This is a genomic window from Mesorhizobium sp. WSM1293, from assembly GCF_000513875.1.
Classification (GTDB): Bacteria; Pseudomonadota; Alphaproteobacteria; order Rhizobiales; family Rhizobiaceae; genus Mesorhizobium; species Mesorhizobium ciceri.
Genome location: NZ_AZUV01000020.1, coordinates 55,518 through 73,929 on the forward strand (window position 1 = coordinate 55,518; position 18,412 = coordinate 73,929).

Annotated in this window: 19 protein-coding genes; 11 read left to right on the plus strand and 8 right to left on the minus strand. The window is 62.2% G+C overall.

The annotated features are described in order from the left end of the window. Positions 1–83 precede the first annotated feature (83 nt). The 5 genes from M729_RS0122975 to M729_RS0122995 all read left to right on the plus strand — a co-directional run bounded on the left by M729_RS0122975 (position 84) and on the right by M729_RS0122995 (position 6,246). Complete coding sequence (locus M729_RS0122975) at positions 84–1,703, plus strand: peptidase M20 (protein ID WP_027162979.1); 1,620 nt, start codon at positions 84–86, stop codon at positions 1,701–1,703. Beyond that, positions 1,700–2,632: a dimethylarginine dimethylaminohydrolase family protein gene (locus M729_RS0122980; protein ID WP_013532649.1), complete on the plus strand. Its 933-nt coding sequence runs from the start codon at positions 1,700–1,702 to the stop codon at positions 2,630–2,632. Before M729_RS0122975 ends, M729_RS0122980 begins: the two co-directional genes overlap by 4 nt. A 150-nt stretch (positions 2,633–2,782) precedes the next feature. Continuing rightward, positions 2,783–4,936, plus strand: a complete 2,154-nt coding sequence (locus tag M729_RS0122985; protein ID WP_027162980.1) for a penicillin-binding protein 1A — start codon at positions 2,783–2,785, stop codon at positions 4,934–4,936. 163 nt (positions 4,937–5,099) lie between these two features. Further along, on the plus strand, positions 5,100–5,684 hold the full coding sequence (locus M729_RS0122990) for a DUF1214 domain-containing protein (RefSeq protein WP_013532651.1): 585 nt from the start codon (positions 5,100–5,102) through the stop codon (positions 5,682–5,684). Next, a complete protein-coding gene (locus M729_RS0122995; protein ID WP_027162981.1) occupies positions 5,677–6,246 on the plus strand; it encodes a DUF1254 domain-containing protein in 570 nt (189 codons plus the stop codon). Before M729_RS0122990 ends, M729_RS0122995 begins: the two co-directional genes overlap by 8 nt. A gap of 136 nt (positions 6,247–6,382) precedes the next feature. Here the strand turns inward: M729_RS0122995 and M729_RS01000000135595 are convergent, their stop codons facing one another. Further along, the gene (locus tag M729_RS01000000135595) at positions 6,383–6,571 is read right to left on the minus strand and encodes a hypothetical protein (RefSeq protein ID WP_013532653.1); all 189 of its coding nucleotides are present in this window, start codon (positions 6,569–6,571) and stop codon (positions 6,383–6,385) included. Between the two features lie 186 nt (positions 6,572–6,757). Here M729_RS01000000135595 and M729_RS0123005 point away from each other — a divergent pair, with 186 nt between their 5' ends. Continuing rightward, entirely contained in the window at positions 6,758–7,786 is a 1,029-nt protein-coding gene (locus M729_RS0123005) for a hypothetical protein (RefSeq protein WP_027162982.1), read from the plus strand. On the opposite strand, the gene M729_RS0123010 is transcribed toward M729_RS0123005, so the two are convergent. From M729_RS0123010 to M729_RS0123020, 3 genes are all read right to left on the minus strand, one after another. Then, entirely contained in the window at positions 7,764–8,111 is a 348-nt protein-coding gene (locus tag M729_RS0123010; RefSeq protein ID WP_013532655.1) for a DUF1491 family protein, read from the minus strand. The two genes, M729_RS0123005 and M729_RS0123010, sit on opposite strands and share 23 nt — an antisense overlap. A 69-nt stretch (positions 8,112–8,180) precedes the next feature. Continuing rightward, on the minus strand, positions 8,181–8,978 hold the full coding sequence (locus M729_RS0123015; protein WP_013532656.1) for a peptidoglycan-binding protein: 798 nt from the start codon (positions 8,976–8,978) through the stop codon (positions 8,181–8,183). Then, on the minus strand, positions 8,953–10,686 hold the full coding sequence (locus tag M729_RS0123020) for a PAS domain-containing sensor histidine kinase (protein ID WP_027162983.1): 1,734 nt from the start codon (positions 10,684–10,686) through the stop codon (positions 8,953–8,955). Before M729_RS0123020 ends, M729_RS0123015 begins: the two co-directional genes overlap by 26 nt. A 535-nt stretch (positions 10,687–11,221) precedes the next feature. Here M729_RS0123020 and M729_RS0123025 point away from each other — a divergent pair. Further along, positions 11,222–11,575: a DUF5330 domain-containing protein gene (locus M729_RS0123025; protein WP_013532658.1), complete on the plus strand. Its 354-nt coding sequence runs from the start codon at positions 11,222–11,224 to the stop codon at positions 11,573–11,575. A gap of 100 nt (positions 11,576–11,675) precedes the next feature. Continuing rightward, the gene (locus tag M729_RS0123030; protein WP_027162984.1) at positions 11,676–12,104 is read left to right on the plus strand and encodes a SufE family protein; all 429 of its coding nucleotides are present in this window, start codon (positions 11,676–11,678) and stop codon (positions 12,102–12,104) included. Between the two features lie 92 nt (positions 12,105–12,196). Here M729_RS0123030 and M729_RS0123035 read toward each other — a convergent pair whose 3' ends face one another. Further along, a complete protein-coding gene (locus tag M729_RS0123035) occupies positions 12,197–12,622 on the minus strand; it encodes a MucR family transcriptional regulator (RefSeq protein ID WP_027162985.1) in 426 nt (141 codons plus the stop codon). A 443-nt stretch (positions 12,623–13,065) separates the two neighbouring features. Beyond that, entirely contained in the window at positions 13,066–13,434 is a 369-nt protein-coding gene (locus tag M729_RS0123040; RefSeq protein WP_027162986.1) for a hypothetical protein, read from the minus strand. 180 nt (positions 13,435–13,614) lie between these two features. On the opposite strand from M729_RS0123040, the gene M729_RS0123045 reads away from it, so the two are divergent. The 3 genes from M729_RS0123045 (at position 13,615) to M729_RS0123055 (ending at position 16,926) form a co-directional block, all read left to right on the plus strand. After that, on the plus strand, positions 13,615–15,738 hold the full coding sequence (locus tag M729_RS0123045) for a S9 family peptidase (protein WP_027162987.1): 2,124 nt from the start codon (positions 13,615–13,617) through the stop codon (positions 15,736–15,738). Next, positions 15,735–16,361: a LysE family translocator gene (locus tag M729_RS0123050; protein ID WP_027162988.1), complete on the plus strand. Its 627-nt coding sequence runs from the start codon at positions 15,735–15,737 to the stop codon at positions 16,359–16,361. The genes M729_RS0123045 and M729_RS0123050 overlap by 4 nt, the downstream gene beginning before the upstream one ends. A gap of 157 nt (positions 16,362–16,518) precedes the next feature. Then, positions 16,519–16,926, plus strand: a complete 408-nt coding sequence (locus M729_RS0123055; RefSeq protein WP_013532664.1) for an SET domain-containing protein-lysine N-methyltransferase — start codon at positions 16,519–16,521, stop codon at positions 16,924–16,926. Position 16,927: 1 nt separating this feature from the next. Here M729_RS0123055 and M729_RS0123060 read toward each other — a convergent pair whose 3' ends face one another. Beyond that, a complete protein-coding gene (locus tag M729_RS0123060) occupies positions 16,928–17,875 on the minus strand; it encodes a cytochrome c (protein WP_027162989.1) in 948 nt (315 codons plus the stop codon). Positions 17,876–17,884: 9 nt separating this feature from the next. Then, complete coding sequence (locus tag M729_RS0123065; protein WP_027162990.1) at positions 17,885–18,325, minus strand: cytochrome c; 441 nt, start codon at positions 18,323–18,325, stop codon at positions 17,885–17,887. Positions 18,326–18,412: the final 87 nt, after the last annotated feature.

Here is an 18,412-nt window from a genome sequence, read left to right on the forward strand (position 1 = left end):
GAGCCTCAGGTGAACCGAATTTGCACGAACCGGGAAAACATATCACTTTTTAGCGAACCGCTTCACTGCTTTCTTCTCATGCCATGGAGAAACCGGTGGCCACCTCGGCGCAAGCAACCGCCCTTGCCTGTCTCGACGGCATCCAGCCGTTGTTGTCCGCGTGGACACGCATCATCTTCGATTACGGCGAGACCGCGTGGCGGGAATATCAATCCGCCGCCTGGTATGTCGAGCGACTGAAACTCGAAGGCTTTTCCGTCGAAGAAGGCTCCGGCGGCATGCCGACCGCCTTCTGCGCGCATTGGACCAACGGCCCCGGCCCGACCATCGGCATGTACGCCGAATACGACGCGGTGCCGGGCAATTGCCAGGATGCCGCTACGGTCGAGCGTCCGCGCCGGGGACTTGGCAACCAGGCCGGCGGCCACACCGACCCGCATTCCGGGCTGGGTATTTCGAGCCTCGGCGGGCTGCTGGCGACCAAGGCCGCGATGCAGCGCCACGGCATATCAGGCACGCTGCGCTTCACCGGCGAGCCGGCGGAAAAGGTGCGTGGGTCAAAGCCGATCCATGCCGCCAAGGGCTATTATGACGGCCTTGCCGGCATGATCTCCTTTCATCCGTTCTACATGCTGCCGCTCTGCAACACGGCGCGCTGGGACACGCATTGCGGCGCGGCCTACGCGATGATCTATCGCTTCATCTGCGACCAACCGGAGCGCTGGGCGCTGGCTGCGGGCGCTGCACCCATTCCGCAAGCACATTCGGCGGCGCGCGCGCCCGGCGCCAACGACGCATTGATGATGATGTACATGGCCTCCAAGGCTCTGCGCGATTCCATGCTGCCTCACCAGGGCGGCTGGTCGATCAGCGAGGCGATCCTGACGGCGGGGCAAGCGACCGCCGACAATTTGCCGGCGGGGCTGGCCGAGATCCAGTACATGATCCGCGTGCCGACGCTTGCCATGGCCGAGCAGGTCACCGCGGTGCTCGACCGCAATGCCGAGGCGGCGGCAGCGATGAGTGGTTGCCGCACCGAGCGGCATTGGGTGTCGAAGTCGCGACCGGGACTTGCCAATCATGCCATGGCCGAGATCGCCTATGAAGCGCTGTCGACGGTCGGGCCGCCGCGCTGGGACGAAGACGCCAAGGCAGTCGCGCGCGAAATACAGGTCAATGCCGGGCGCATGGCGAGCGACGAGCCGTTCATCGAAGAACTGGAGCGCCTGATCGAGCCGCAGGCGGCGGAAGCGATCCTGCGCCGCGACCTGCCGCCCTCGCAGGTCAATTCGACCTCCGACGATTACACCGACATGAGCTGGCACACGCCGACGGCGCGCTTCTATGTCGCCCGCCCGGCGCTGCGTTCGGAGACCGGCTATCCCTATCCAGCCTGGGTGATGAATGCGCTGGGCGGTATTTCGGCCACGATCGACCCGATGGTGGCCTGCGCCTCCCGCACGATCGCGCTCGCCGCCCTTCGCCTGCTGGAAGACCAGACTGCCCGCGAAGCGGCGATGGACGAGTTCGTTAACCGCACCGGCGGCGGCATTGGCGGTTCGAACTGGATCGCGCCGCTTTGCGACTACGAGCCGCCGATCGGGTTTCGCTGGCCAGAATATGTCACCACCCCGCGTGGACGCGACTGGTGGATACCGAGCAATCAGACACCCCCAAGTCACCTCACGAGGAGCATCCCATGACCGTTCATGACCGCATTGTCGCCGAGCCGTTTTCGCTGCAGCGCCGCAACCCCGCCGGCGGCACCAAGCCGCTGACCGCCTGGGGTTTTGCCAACGAGACCGACGTGCTGACCGACGTCCTGCTCGGTTCGCCCAATTTCCTGCGGCATCTGTCGACCAGCTCGCTGTCGCGCAAGCACCTGCGCGAGGCGCCCTGCAACGTGCAGATCGCGCAGGCACAGCACAAGGACCTGGTCGCCGCCTACGAGCATTTCGGCGTCAACATCCACTGGCACGAGCCGACGCCCGAGCTGCCGATGCAGGTCTATTCCCGCGATTCCAGCGTCATGACGCCCTACGGCGCCTTCATCACCGCCATGGCCAACTGGTGGCGGCGCGGCGAGAACTATGCCGCGATCCGCACCTATGAAAAACTCGGCATCCCGATCTACGACATGGTCACGGCGGGCACCTTCGAGGGCGGCGACTTCAACGTCATCGAGGATGGTGTCGTGCTGATCGGCTGCGGCGGCGCGCGCACGCAGGAGGAAGGTGCGCGCCAGGTGCAGGCCTGGTTCGACAAGGAAGGCTGGGAAACCCGCATCGCTTTCATCGACGAATATTACGTCCATATCGACCTGATGGTGGTGCCGATCGCCGAAAAACTGACCGCCGTCTGCCTTGCCTGCACCGAGCCCGGCATTGTCGACTGGCTGAAGGGCAAAGGCCACGAGATCATCGACGTGCCGTTCCAGGACACGATGGCGCTCGGCTGCAACTTCATGTCGCTGGGCAAGGACCGCGTGATCGCGCCGACCTCCAGCCAGTCGCTGATCGGCCAGCTCAAGGCCCGCGGTTTCGAGGTCGCGGCCGTCGACATGAGCGAGATTTCGAAGACCGGCGGCGGCATCCACTGCATGGCGCAGGCGCTGAAGCGCGAACCGGCCTGAGCCGGCTCGCCCCTCAGCAACAAACCCGATACTGTGTCTTCGCTGCCCTTGTGAGTGCTGGAAAAATGGAGGAATAGTCTTGCGGAATGCATCGCCCTGAAATTGCCGGTTTGCGGTACTCAGGTCGTGCAATTGCTAGCCGGATTCCGAATGGCCAGTCCCGAACCGCGCAAGAGAAGAGGTCCGATCGCCGCCCGGCTGCTGGCGCTCGACGCGTGGATCGATTCCTCGCTCTACGAGATCGGCTTCAAGGCGCGCCAGTTCTGGGAATCGGCGACGATCTTCTCGCGGCGCTTCCGCGTCAACGGCTGGCGCCGTGGCATCATCGAAGTGTTGAGCGAAGGTTTTACGCTCGGCGCCGGCGGCATCGTGGTGATGCTGGCGCTGGCCATTCCGGCTTTCCAGGATACGGCCGGCGACTGGCGCGCCCAGGGCGACTTCGCCGTCACCTTCCTCGACCGCTATGGCAACGAGATCGGCCAGCGCGGCATCATCCAGCGCGATTCCGTGCCGGTCGACGAGATGCCCGATCACGTCATCAAGGCGGTGCTTGCTACCGAGGATCGCCGCTTCTTCGATCACTACGGCATCGATGTGCTCGGCCTTTCCCGCGCCATCTTCGAGAATGTGCGGGCCAATTCCGTCGTTCAGGGCGGCTCGAGCATAACCCAGCAGCTGGCCAAGAACCTGTTCCTCACCAATGAGCGCACGCTAGAGCGCAAGATCAAGGAAGCCTTCCTGTCGCTGTGGCTCGAGGCCAATCTGTCGAAGAAGGAAATCCTGCAGCTCTATCTCGATCGAGCCTACATGGGCGGCGGTACGTTCGGCATCGAGGCGGCCGCCGATTTCTATTTCGGCAAGAGCGTCAAGGATCTGAACCTCGCCGAGGCGGCGATGCTGGCCGGGCTGTTCAAGGCGCCCACCAAATATGCGCCGCACATCAACCTGCCGGCAGCGCGCGCACGCGCCAATGTGGTGCTGTCCAACCTTGTCGATTCCGGCTTCATGACCGAGGGGCAGGTTCTGCAGGCAAGGCTGCATCCGGCCGACGTCGTCGACCGCGGCGAGCAGAAAAGTCCGGACTATTACCTCGACTGGGCATTCGACGAGGTCAAGAAGATCGCCAAACCGGGCCAGCACTCGCTTGTTGCCCACACCACCTTCGACGCGAACATCCAGAAGGCAGCGGAAGAATCGGTGGAGTTCCACCTGCGCCAGTTCGGCAAGGAGTACAACGTCACCGAAGGTGCCGTCGTCGTCATCGAGACCAACGGCGCCGTGCGCGCCATCGTTGGCGGCCGCGACTATGGCGCCAGCCAGTTCAACCGCGCCACCAAGGCGCTGCGCCAGACCGGCTCGTCATTCAAACCCTATGTCTATGCAACGGCGATGGAACACGGCTTCACGCCCAACTCCATCATCTCCGGCGGCCCGATCAGCTGGGGGTCCTGGTCGCCGCACAATTACAGCGGCGGATCGGCGGGCAATGTAACTCTGATCATGGCTATGGCCAAATCGATCAACACCGTGCCGGTTCGGCTGGCCAAGGATCACCTTGGCATCGGGCCGATCAAGGCCATGGCCGAGGCGATGGGCGTGGAATCGCCGCTCGAAGCGCACAAGACGATGGTGCTAGGCACCTCGGGCATGACGGTGATGGACCAGGCGACGGGCTACAGCGTGTTCGCCGACAACGGTTTCGTCGGCTTCCGGCACGGCATCAGCCAACTCGTCACCCGCACCGGCGAGGTGGTTTATGATTTCGCCAAGGATGCGCCGCCGCCACACCGGGTGTTGTCGGAGCAGGCGCTGAAATCGATGAACACCATGCTGGCGGCAGTACCGGTGATGGGCACGGCGCGGCGGGCCCAACTTCCCAACATCGTCGTCGCCGGCAAGACGGGCACGACGCAATCCTACCGCGACGCCTGGTTTGTCGGCTTCACCGGCAACTACACGGCGGCGGTATGGATGGGCAATGACGATTTCACGCCGACCAAGAACATGACCGGCGGCTCGCTGCCTGCGATGGTATGGCAGCGCCTGATGGTCTATGCGCACCAGAACATCGACCTCAAGCCGATCCCGGGCATCGACAAGCCCTTCATCGACGAGGAGATCGCTGCCAAGGCCGAGGAAGCACAGAAGAAGAGCGACGCGCAGGCGGTGGCCGATGCAGCCGCCGAACGGCCGCCGGTGCTGTCCAGCCGCACGACGCAGACGCTGCGGGACATGACCAACCTGTTCCAGTCGGCGCCCGTCCTCAATACGCCTCAACCGCCGGAGACGCTGTCGGCGCTGTGATGGCGCGCCTGGAACACCCCTCATCCGACCGAGCTTCGCTCGGCCACCATCTCCCGCAGGGGGAGAAGGAAGAGGCGGCTGCAATTCTACATCGGCCCGCTTGCCACAAGGCCCTGCGCCGCGATATCCCCGAGCGGCAACTCTTCGGTGTCCCCGGCCCTTCATGCTCAAAACTGCCTTCCTGACGTTGCTTTCGCTTGCCATAGCCATCATCGGCGGTGGCGGCAGCGTCTGGTATGCGCTGAAAGTCCAGGATGGCGTCGGCGCCATCCGGATCGGTCAATGGACAGCCTTTCCCGATATCGGCACGCCGTCCGCCGATCCTTATTCCAAGGCTCGCGTGGCGCGCGAGGGCGTGCTTGCACTCGGCCGTGCCGAGGGGCTGTCCTTCGTCGCCGAGCGAGACACGGGCGGCGCCGAGCTCAAGCGCGAATGCACCTACACCATCGAGGGCGGATTTCCGACGGCGCGGTTCTGGACGCTCTACGCCGCCGACCAGTCGCTCAGCGTGGTCGAGACCGGCAAATCCCGGCTGGCGGCGCTGCAATCCTACGGGGTGGTGCGCCAGCCCGACAATTCGGTGATCATTTCCGCCGGCCATCACCCGATGCCCGGCAATTGGCTGCTGACAGACGGCTTCGGCAGGATGTATTTCGTGCTGACCTTCTACGACACGCCAATCGCCAGCAGCACGGGCCTGTCGGACGTCTCGCTGCCGCGTATCGTCAAGGTCGGCTGCGATGCGTAGTTTTTATGCGGCGATGCGCAGACTTTTGCATGCCGTCCTGCTCGGCCTGCTCGGCGCCGGCATTGTGCACATCGCCGTGCTGCTTCTGGTGCCTGAATTTTCCGAACGCGACGCCTGGTCGCGGCTGTCCATGGCTTCGGATCTCTACAAGATGACGCGGCTCGATGCCGAGGCCGGTGGGGCGCCCGTGGTGAAATCCGTCGACCCGCTGTTTTATGCAACGGCGTGCCGGTTCGACCTGGGCGAAGGTTTGGTCCGCGTCAAGGCACCTGGACATGTCCCGTTCTGGTCGGTGTCGGTCTATGATCGCAGCGGCCACAACATCTATTCCTTCAACGACCACACAGCGACCGGCGGCGTTCTGGATGCCGTGGTGCTGACGCCGGCGCAGATGATCGACGTGCGCAAGGACCTTCCAGAGGATCTTCAGGGGGCGATCTTCGTCGAAGCGCCGGTCGAGGAAGGCATCTTCGTCATCCGTGCCTTCGTTCCCGACAGCAGCTGGAAGCCGATCGTGTCGCGCTTCTTCGAACAGAGTTCCTGCGAGTTGCAGGACTTCTAGAGCGTGTCGCGTCTGAACGGGTTCAGACGACCCGCTTCAGGTCTTTTTTATGCATGTCGTTCTCCCAAAACCGGGGTCACTTTCGGGCGACATGCACTAGACATGATCCCGGACCAAGGTCCGTGGCCGCCGAAACTCAGTGGTGCGGGACCGGCTTCGTCCCTGGCGACCCCGTCTTGTCGGGATCGACCGGCCGCACTTCGCCGGCATGCGACCGCTCATAGCGGATGCCGGGAAAGATGATCACCGCCGCCGGCATTTCGGCGGTTTGCTTTGCTCTGGTGTTTGGTGCCGTACGCGGCACGAAAGACAGTACCATGCCCATGGTTCGCGCATTCCTCTCGGTTTCCCCGGAGCACAACGCAACGCCTCCAAATGTCATTAAGGCGGCAGAGGGTTAACGGAACGCTAACGGATCGTCGCTAACTTGATCTTTGTTCTTGGTGCTCGCGAAACCGACGCAATCCCGGTCGAGCGCGCCAAGCTTGTGTCGAGTACGGGCGTATCCTTCGTGTCATCTTCGGACTTCAGGCAAATCGCGGCACGAAAAGACTCGGGAAAGGCCGAAAGGCTCTTCCGCGCCGCGGTGTCGGCGTTCTGCTCGCTCACCCGCCCTTCACGCCGCGAGATCGGCCAACTCGAAGACCTGACGCTGCCGCTGTTCAATGACGTGTCCGTCGAATCCCGCCGTTACGTGGCAGCCGCCCTTTCCGAATGCGAATACGCGCCCGCTGCCCTGGTGCGCCGTCTTTGCGAGGAACCGGTCGACATTGCCGCGCCGCTGCTCATCCGCTCACGCGCCGTCAGCGACATCGATCTCATCGCCCTGATCGGGCGGCATGGCCTGCCGCATGCGCGTGCCATCGCGCGCCGCAAGGGCTTGAACCCGACCATTGCTGACCTGATCAGGGCCCTCGAGAGGCCAACCCTGGTGCGCGCGCCGGACCCGGATGCGAACGCCGCTGGGGCAGACAAGATCGCGCCAGCGAGCGCGGATACCGCCTCCGGCGAGCCAGCCCGGGAACAGACATTCGGCATCGCGGCCGAGAATGCACGGCGCAGGCTGCGCTCGATGATGCGCACCGGCGACGAGAAGACAGCGACCGCCGAGCCTTTCAAGGGCGCCGACACCTATATGAAATTGCGCGAGACAGCGCTGACGGGAAACGCCGCGTTCTTCCAGACCGCGCTCGCCGATGCACTCGACATCGATTTCGAGATCGCGCGGTCGCTCACCGCCAACCATGCCTCGCTGCTTGTCGCCTTGCGCTCGCTCGACCTCAGCGAAGACAGGGCCTTCCTGGTCACGGTTGCCGTCTATCCCAGCCAGTTCCCGCACCCGCAGGCTATCCGGACTTTCCTCGACCGCTACCGGCTGCTGCATCGCGAGGCGGCCCAGGACAAGATGCGGTCGTGGAGAGCGGAAATCCTTTCAAGGGTGGTTCGCGGCGCAGCGCCTGCCAACAGCGATACACGCACCGCTTCGAACAGCGACGATGCGGCGGCTTCTTCCGGCCTCAGGGCGTCTTCACGGAAATAAGCTCCTCGACGGGCACGGCACCGGCCTCGATTTCGACCACCCAGATGTCGGGATCGAATTTTTTCTCCCGTTCCAGCCTGGCTTCGAGCACCGCGGGATCGTCACCAGCTCCGAGCAGAGTGAAAAACCGGTCGTCGGGCTTGGCCGAATCATAGCTTGTCTGCGGCGCCGGCCCGAACAGGGCAACCTCACCCAGCCTGCCCCGCGCCAGCACGAACACAGCGCCGGCCTCGGTCGCGCCACGCTTGACCACGGCGGCAAATCCACCGGCGCCGAAAATCCGGCGCAACAGGGCCGAAACCCACAGATCCGATGTGACGCGCATGAGAGAGCTCTCGAAACTGCCGGTTCTCTATCGATATTTCCGCCGCTCGGCGAGCCGTCGTTTCGGCCGTCAGTTGGTCAGGCCGATCTCGCGCATCTTGACGTAGACGATCTCATCGGGCTCGCCGGTCTGCGGCAGCCCGAACAGCGACTGGAATTCCTTGATCGCCGCCTTTGTGCGCGCGCCGACGACACCATCCAGCTGCATGTCGTCATTGCCGAACGCCTTGAGCCCGGCCTGGATCTTGACGATGCGGGCATCGGGCGCTTGCGTCGCGGCATCCGCCTGCCCGGAATTTGTCTGTCCCGAACCTGTCTGCAAAGACACCGGAACGGCGGCCGGCATATCCGGGCGCGGCTGCGGTCTGGGCACGACGGAAGCTGTCTTCGGCGTCGCGCCCAGTTGATCGAGCAGAAGCGCGTCGATCTCGCCGGACGTGTTGAGCCCGACCTTCTGCTGATAGTCCTGGATGGCCTTGCGGGTGTTGGGTCCGGAAATGCCGTCGACCGTCCCGGAATAGAAATCGAGATCCTTCAATATGCCTTGCACCTGCTCGACAACCGGATCGCCCTTGATCGGTGCCGGCGCGCCGGATGGCCGCACGATGTTGAATGTCGTCTCCGGTTCGTCGGGCGTCGCGTGCGGAAAGCCCGCAATGCTGCGGGTCGCAAAAAATGCGCCGGCATGCGGGAAAGGTTGGTACCACAAGGCATTTGCGGAGACATAGAACAGCGTCACCAGGAACGCCGTCGAGCCGCCCACCAGGACAGGATTGCGCGAGATCATGCCGCCGACGGCGACAGCGCCGTCCTGAAAGGCATTGCTGCGGCGCTTGACCGCCTTAGCCGGTTTTGCGGAGCGAGCCATCTCTGTCCCCTTTCGCCATCGCCACAGGCATGGTCAGCACGCCGGCTTTCTCCGCCTGATGTCCCTTCGGTCCGTTCACCGGCAGGCTGATGGTCACCGTGGTGCCCTCGCCTGGCATGCTTTCGATGGACATCGTGCCCTCGTGCAGCGCCACCAGGCCCTTGACCAGTGAAAGGCCAAGACCAGTCCCCTCGAAACGGCGCGTATAGTCGTTCTGGATCTGCATGAAGGGCTTGCCGAGATTGGCGAAATCCTCCTCGGCGATGCCGATGCCGGTGTCCCTGACCCAGAAATGCAGGCGCGAACCGATCCGCTTGGCGCCGACGACGACGTCGCCGCCGTCGGGAGTGAACTTGATCGCGTTGGAGACCAGGTTGATGAGCATCTGCTGCACGGCGCGCCGATCGGCATTGATGTCGCCGGCGTCCGGCGCGATCTGCGCCTGCAGATCGATGTTCTTGGCCTGCGCCTGCAGTTGCATCATCGACTGGCACATATCGACCGCCTCCGCGAACCGGAACGGCTCGGGTTCGGTCGCATAGACGCCCGATTCAATCCTGGACACGTCGAGTATCGAGGTTACGACGGCGAGCAGATGCTGGCCCGAATCCCGTACCAGGCCGACATATTCTTTCTGGCGCGGATCCTTGAAGGCGCCGAACATCTCATGCAGCAGCATATCCGAGAAGCCGATAATGGCATTCAACGGCGTGCGCAGTTCGTGGCTGACCACCGCCAGGAAGCGTCCCTTCGCCACCTCGGCGGACGCGGCCGCCTCATTGGCTGCCGCCAGATCCTCGCGCAACCGGGCGATCTCGTCATTCTGCCTCAGGACGAACGTAAAGACATCACCCTGTTCCTCACCACGCACGAGATCAAGCGAGAACGGCCGGTAATTGTCGGCCGTCAGGCCATTGCCATTCTGAGGCAGCCGGATGCGCAATTCGAGCCGGCGCGACAGTGCGCCGTCGCGCATGTCGGCCATTGCGCTGAGATAGGAAACGCGATCCGACAGATGAACGCGATCGAAGAGGCCGTTTCCGGACAGCAGTTCGGGCGGCAGTTTCAAAAGCGTGCGCGCTTTTGGCGACGCGTCCAGGACCTCGCCATGACGGGCGACGCGCAAGACCACCGCATCGATGATGTCTTCGAGCCGGTCGGCAGTGTCGAGCACATCAGCCGCATCGGCCGTGTTTTGAAATGCCGATGCGCGCGGGATCAGTGTGAGCGTCCAGGCCAACGGCACCAACCAGTGCCACGCCGCGATCTGCGCTCCTGCGAACGGGAATACGGTTCCAGCCAAAGGCTGAGCCAAGATGGCGACAGCGGCCGACACGGCTCCCCACAGTGCCGCGCGCCGCGAAGCGCCGATCCACCAGGCTTCAAAAGGCAGCGCCACCACAAGCATGGCGACAGGCGAACTCAGCCCGCCCGCGGCGGCAATGAGACTGCCGACAGAAATGCCGGCCAGCACCAGGGCGACCCAACTCGCTATCGCCATCTTGCCGGTCGCCGCCACCAGCAAGGCGACGAACCAGCACAGGCCAAAGGCGGCGAAAATGGCGGCCATGGTGACGGCGACGCCCATGCCTGAAGTAACCAGCGTGACCGCGGCACCGGCGACAAAGAAAGGAGCGGCGAGCATGACGCCGATAAAGCGGCGCTGGCGCTCGCGGTCGCTCCGCCCAAGGATGGACGGATGGACCATACGTTCGCAACCGGCCGAAATCGCGCCAGGCAATTCAACGTATCTGGCCTTGATTGATCTCAACTCAACGCACTCGCACTTGTCGTGGACAGCTCTGCTTTGCAGATGGTTCTGGTTGGCTTTGAAACTCGCATCCAGCGTTTAAGGAATGGATAAGGCAGGGCCGACCAGGGCCCGGCCTGCGGCAAATATCGGGATGCCGGCGGCCGAAAGCACGGACAAATGCAGCCATAGTAAACGGAGAGTTATCCGCCGACTGCACCCATCGGCCGGGCGCACTCGGCACCTGGACTTCCCTATTTCAAGAAAAACACAGGGAAATCATGGGGATATATGGTTATTTGTTGTTAAGGAAAATTGCTCGGATTTGAGACAAATCGATTGCAGAACGGTTCGTTTCGAATTTGCCTAAAATTTGAGGAAAATTCTCTCTTTGCCCGCAAGCCGTCCTTTGCGCCTGTGTGCCAAAATCCTGCCTACAAAAGAGGTCATGCCATATGGATGCATGATCCGGTCACGACGAGAGGGCAAGGGCATGGTCTTCCTCATAAGAATGGCTTTCTGGTTTTCGCTGGTGCTGCTGGCGCTGCCATTGAGTGTCGGCCCCGATGAAGCGGGGCATGAAAGCGTCGGACCGATCCAGGCCTTGTTTGCGGCACGCGAAGCGGTTGGCGATATCGCCGGCATTTGCGAACGCAAACCCGATGTCTGCGAGACCGGCAAGTCGGCGATGCACACCATTACCGCCCGCGCCAAAGAGACCGCCAAGATCGCGGCAGCGATGATGGACGACAAGTCCGCCGCCGGCCCCGACACGTCGACGATGACCGGCAGCGTGCCCGAAGGAATCGTCTTGCCCGAGACCGTCAACCTGCCGCCTCAGAATTAAGCCGTTTCGACGGCGCACCGCGGGCTGTCTGCCCTCTCGACGCCCGCGGTGTCCTTGTTTTTTCCGTGACGCGGAGCCGCCGCGTGACTATATCCCAGACATGACCACGACGATCCAGACGATCCGCGACGACTTCTCGTTCCTCGAGGAATGGGAAGACCGCTATCGCTATGTCATCGAACTCGGCGAGGCGTTGCCGCCGTTTCCGGACGAGCAGCGCAGCCCCGCCAACAAGGTGCCGGGATGCGTCAGCCAGGTCTGGCTGACCACCGAACGCGGAGCTGGAGCCGATCCTGTCATCACCTTCACCGGCGATTCGGACGCTCATATCGTGCGTGGGCTGGTCGCGATCATGCTGGCGCTGTTTTCCGGCAGGACCGCCAGCGAAATCCAGAAGACCGATGCGGAAGCGACATTGAAAGAACTCGGCCTCGACGAACATCTGTCGCCGCAGCGCGCCAACGGCCTTCGCTCGATGGTCAAGCGCATCAAGCGCGACGCCGAGGCAGCGCTGAAGCAGACCGCCTGACGCTTCCCGACCCGATCCGCGCGTCGCGGCTCGCAAAAATCAAACGGCGCCCGAAGGCGCCGTTGATGTCGATCCGATCTGGCTGGCAGCAATTACCGCGCTTTGCGCTTGCGACCGAGACCCATCTTCTTGGCGAGTTGGGACCGGGCAGCTGCATAGTTGGGTGCAACCATCGGATAGGTCGGGTCGAGGTTCCACTTTTCGCGATACTGGTCCGGCGTCAGGTCATAGTGGGTCATCAGGTGGCGCTTCAGCGACTTGAACTTCTTGCCGTCTTCAAGGCAGACGATGTAGTCGTCATGAACCGACCGCTTCGGGTTGACCGCCGGCTTCTGCTTGTCGACAGGCGGCTGTTCGGCGGTTCCGCCCACACGCCCGAGCGCGGCATGGACATCGGATATCAGGTTCGGCAATTCGCCGACCGGCACGGGATTGTTGCTGACATAGGCGGCCACCACATCGGCGGTCAATTCGATCAGCGCATCGCTGTTTCTGGAAGGTGTTTCGACAATATCCATGGTCTTCGGTCCCCAACAAGAGTTACATCGATCTGCGCCCTTTTTTACAAGCAGGGCATCGCACGAATTTTGTGCAGGTAGAGTTTCTACGATTCGTGTCGCGGGCACATCAATGAGCGTGCAGACCAAGTAAGTCAATTCGCCCCTCGCGCTATATTGAACGATATTGATCAAATGTTCCGCGATCAGCTTCAATCTTTCGTGCATTGTGTAATTTATCGATATTTCGCGTTCCCGTCGGCGGCAGCTGACGTAACGTCAGATCGCCGTTACATTCGTGGCAACTCACGAAACGGGTTTTAATGTTTGATCTTGCTTGGCTATCGCTCGAGAAATATTGGTTGTTCGCATTTGTCCACAAAACCACAGGTTGCCGTGGTCAACACAAGCAATCAGGCGACATGCCAGTCATCCGACCGATCGGCTGATTGCTGCCGCGTCAATCAATGCGGGATGATGTATTTGCCATAGGCCCAGCCGGTGACGAAATTGCCGTTCTGGACCGGATCATGCCAGACTTCGCACCAGCGATAGCGGATCTTTTGTGCCTGCTTCCATGCCGGCTGGTTGGCGATGTCGAGCAGGTTTATTCCGCCGGTGCATCGCCCGGTCATCTGCAGAACGGTGCCGTTCGGATATCCCGCCTGCTTTTGGGATGTGCCCGAAGGGTATTTGCGTACATTGAGCGTGTCGCCGAACGGGACATTGGCCACTTGCCAAGCCGCGAATACGGTCGCATGAGACTGGCCGGCAAAGCCCAGAGTTAGCGAAGCAACGGCGAAAGCCGCAGTAGTCCGAGACCAAATAGTCATCATCTCTCCTCCCGGCTCATCTCCTGGAGCCGACACAACCCATACGCTCCGGCTCTTGAACCTGCCCTGATCGGCGTGTTCATTTGCCATTCAAGATATTTCTCCATTCGAGATGACCCTTCAAGATACTGGCCCATTGAAGATACTGGCCCATTGAAGATACTGGCAAAGCGAGACGCAATGACCAAGACATCCATATTTCCGATCGTCAGCCCGCCAACGCCCGAGAAGCGGCCGGTTTCCGACACGCATCACGGCATCACGCGAACCGACGACTATGCCTGGCTACGGGCCGATAACTGGCAGGAGATGTTCCGCGACCCGTCATTGCTCGATGCGGGGATCCGCGCAGAACTCGAGGCGGAGAATGCTTACCAGTCGAAGCTGATGGCCGATACGGTCGAACTGCAAAAGCAGCTTTTCAAGGAGATGAAGGGCCGTATCAAGGAAGACGATTCTTCCGTGCCGATGAAGGATGGGCCCTATGCCTACGGCTCGTCCTTTAAACTTGGTGGCGAGCAGCCGCGCTATTTCCGCATGTCGCGCGACGGCGGCGCCGAGCATATCCTGCTCGATGGCGACGCGGAGGCCGCGGGCAAGGCCTATTTCCGTCTTGGCGGTGTCGACCATTCGGCCGACCACGCCAAGCTGCTATGGGCATTCGACGACAAGGGCTCCGAATTCTACACGCTTCGCGTGCGCGACCTTGCCGATGGCAAGGAGCTTGCCGACCAGATCCCCGACACCGGCGGTTCAGGCGTCTGGAACGCAGGCAATGACGGCTTCTTCTACACGCGTCTCGATCCCAACCATCGCCCGTCCAAGGTACTGTTCCATGCGCTGGGCGACAGCCCGGACAGCGACCGGCTGATCTATGAGGAAACCGATCCCGGCTTCTTCATGAATGTCGACGGCACCCGCAACAACGAATGGATCATGATCGGCATCAACGATCACGAGACTTCGGAATACCGCCTGATGCGCGCCGACGATCCGTCTGCCGAACCGAAACTGGTGTCGCCGCGCGAGGTTGGCCTTCAATACGAGCTGGAAGAAGGCGGCGATATCTTCTTCATCCTGACCAATGCCGACGGCGCCAACGACTTCAAGATCATGACGGCGCCGGCGAGCGATCCCGTGCGCGCCAACTGGCAGGAACTGGTGCCGCACGAGCCCGGCCGGCTGATCCTGTCGGTGATCGGCTTCAGGGACCACATGGTCCGGCTCGAACGCAAGGAAGGCCTGCCGCGCATTGTGGTGCGCGACCGTATCAGCGGCGAGGAGCATCTTCTGTCCCTCGACGAGGAGGCCTTCTCGCTCGGCCTGTCGGGTTCCTATGAGTACGACACCGAGATCATGCGCTTTTCCTACTCGTCGATGACGACGCCCGCGCAGGTGTTCGACTATAACATGCGCACCCGCGAGCGGGTGCTGCTGAAGACCCAGGAAGTGCCGTCCGGCCATGATGCGGACCATTATGTCACGCGGCGGCTGATGGCGCCGGCCAGCGATGGCGAACTGGTGCCGATCTCGCTTTTGCATCATCGCGACACGCCGCTGGACGGATCCGCACCTTGCCTGCTTTACGGCTACGGCTCCTATGGCATCACCGTGCCGGCCGCCTTCAACACCAACTGGTTCTCGCTGGTCGACCGCGGCTTTGTCTTCGCCATTGCTCACGTTCGCGGCGGCAAGGACAAGGGCTATGGCTGGTACGATGACGGCAAGCGGGAGAACAAGATGAACACGTTCACCGATTTCATCGCCGTCGCGCGCCATCTGGTCACCGAGCGTTACACGGCGCATGACCGTATCGTCGCGCAAGGCGGTTCGGCCGGCGGCATGCTGATGGGTGCCGTCGCCAACATGGCGCCGGATTGTTTTGGCGGCATCGTCGCCGAGGTTCCCTTCGTCGATGTGCTCACCACCATGCTCGATGCGACCCTGCCACTGACGCCGCCGGAATGGCCCGAATGGGGCAACCCGATCGCGTCCGCCGACGACTATCGGACGATCGCTGCCTATTCGCCCTACGACAATGTCTCTGATCACGACTATCCGCCGATCCTGGCGCTGGCCGGTCTCACCGATCCGCGCGTCACCTATTGGGAACCGGCCAAATGGGTGGCCCGGCTGCGCGACCGCAAGAGCGGCGACAATCCGGTTCTGTTCAAGATCAATATGGATTCCGGCCATGCAGGCGCTTCCGGCCGGTTTTCGCGGCTGGAAGAGATCGCCTACACCTACTCCTTCGCGCTGAAAGTGATGGGCAAGGCGCAGCTTACGGGAGCAACCAACAAATGATCGACCTGACCACCCTGATCGCCTACATCGCGGTCGTGCTCGGCTTCGTCTTCATTCCAGGCCCCGCCACCCTGCTGACGATCGCCCGGGCAACGAGTTCCGGAACCAAGGTCGGCATCGCGACGGGCGCCGGGATCGCTGCCGGCGACGTCTTTCATACCGTCATGGCCATGATCGGCATCTCGGCGATCATCGCCGCGTCGGCGACGCTGTTCAGCGTCATCAAGTACATCGGCGCGGCCTACCTGGTTTATCTCGGCATTCGCGCGATCATCGAGAAAACACCGGCCAACCCGGCGGCCGGTGCGCTCGCGATCTCCGCCGGCAAGGCGTTTCGACAGGCTGTCCTGACCGAAGTGCTCAACCCCAAGACCGCTCTGTTCTTCCTCGCTTTTCTGCCTCAGTTCGTGCGGCCTGAAAACGGATCGGTGATGCTTCAGATGACCGCGTTGGAGGTCATCTTCGTCATACTGGGCCTTTTCAGCACGGTCGTCTTTGCCGTGAGCGCTGGCCGGCTCGGCACGTTCCTGCGCCGAAATCCGTCGGTGTTACGATTGCAGGGCAAAGTTGTCGGCGGCATCTACTGCGCTTTGGGCGTCCGTCTGGCGCTGCAGCAACGCTGACTCTGGACGATAATCGACGCACCCTTTCCAGAGGGCTGGGTGTCAGGATTTTTTGAAGCTCCCGTCGCTCATTTTCACTCGCAATTGCGACGACCGCGCGCTACCCAGTGCGCGGCTTTTCCCGGCCTGACAGCCTCCAATCGCGTAAAGGTTCATTATGCTGCTCGTCGACGTCTATCTCGACAAATCACCCATCCAGGGAATCGGCGTCTTTGCCAAGAACCACATTCCTCGCGGTACTCTGATCTGGAAGTTAGACCCAAGGTTCGATCGGCTCATCGAGGTCGAGACTTATGAGCGGGCGGCCGGCCCGGTGAAGAGCTATCTCGACCGCTACTCCTATCCTGACCGCCGCGATCCGAACTACATCGTCTTCGAAGCCGACGACGCGCGCTACATGAACCATGCCGACGAGCCTAATTGCGACGTCTCCTCACCCGAGGAGAGTTTTGCGCTGCGCGACATCGCGCCTGGCGAAGAGTTGACCTGCAACTACAACCATTTCTTCGAAACGGGCTTCGATTTTCTCGGTGACCGCCACCTGTCATCCGCAGACTCGATCTAGACTAGTTCGCCCTCTTGCGGGCCGGATAGCCGTTTGGATGCGCGGGTATCGCCTTGAGATAGGCGGCGATGGCAGCACGGTCCTGCGGCGCCAGCTCGGCCATGTTTCGCTGCACGTCGACCATGGCGCCGCCGACGGAATCAAAATCGGGCGTGAAGCCGGTTTCGAGGTAGTTGACGATGTCGGCTTCCGACCAATCGCCTATACCGCCCTCGCCCGATGTGATGTTCGGCACGACGCCGCTGCCTTCGGCAGCCACCGCACCGGCCAGCCACACGTTCTTTTTCGTACCACCTGCGAGGTCGCGCGGCGTGTGGCATTCGCCGCAATGGCCCGGCCCCTCGACCAGATAGCGGCCGGCCACGACCGGATCGGGTGTGCCAGCGGGAAATGGAACGACCGGCTGGTCGCTAAGATAGAGCAATTTCCACAGGCCAATGCCGCGACGAATGTTGAAGGGAAAACCGAGCGAATTTGCAGGCGCCTTGCCAGCGACGGCCGGCAGCGTCTTGAGGAAGGCATAGAGATCGCCAATGTCGGCCGGATTCATGCGCGCGTAGGACGCATAGGGAAACGCCGGATAGAAGTGTCGGCCCGAAGGCGACACGCCCTTCAGCATGGCATTGGCGAGGTCCTCGACCGACCATGCGCCGATGCCGTCCTTGGCGTCTTGCGAAATGTTGGGCGGCACGAAGGTTCCGAACGGCGTCTTGAGCTCGAGACCGCCCACGAGTTGAAGCCGGGCATCGCCCTGTGAGCCCGGCTTTGCATGGCAGGATGTACAACCGCCGGCATAAAAAATGCGCTTGCCCCTGGCTGCGTCGCCAGGACCGAGCTTGGCCAGGGTCTCCCTGTCGAGCCTCACCGGCGCCGACCCGACCCACCCGGCAACCGCGCCGACGCCGCCGAGGATGACGATGGCGCCGACGAGTTTCTTTAGCCAGGGCATCGCCCGCTATCAGCCTTTTTTCACCCGGTAGGTCTGGTGGCAGGTGCCGCAATCGGAGCCGATGGCGCCGAATTGCGCCTTCAACGCATCGACGTCGGCAGGAGCGGCAGCGGCCGCGGCCTTGACGTCGGCGACATATTTGGCGTTGGTGGCCTTGAAGCCAGCCATGTCTTCCCAGATCTTCGGCGACGCAGTGGTATCGCCGCCCGTGTCGCTGCCCGCCGGAAACAGCGCGTCTACGTCGACTTTCTCGGCATTCGCATGCAGCGCCTGCAGCGCCGTCAGCACCGCGGCGGCATCAAACGGCTCCTCGCCCTTGACCACTTTCGACAGGCCGCCGACGATCTTTCCACGTTCCTTCATCAGTGCCTGCCGGTCGAGGATCGGGTCGGCAAAGGCCGCCGAAGCCGCGAGTGCGAGCACAGAGATGGCGATAACAAGCTTTCTCATTCAATTGGCTCCATGATGAAGGCATTTCGGGACAGGACGTCAACGGATGCTACAGAGGGAAAATTCCCTTCCCCCTGATGATTTTTG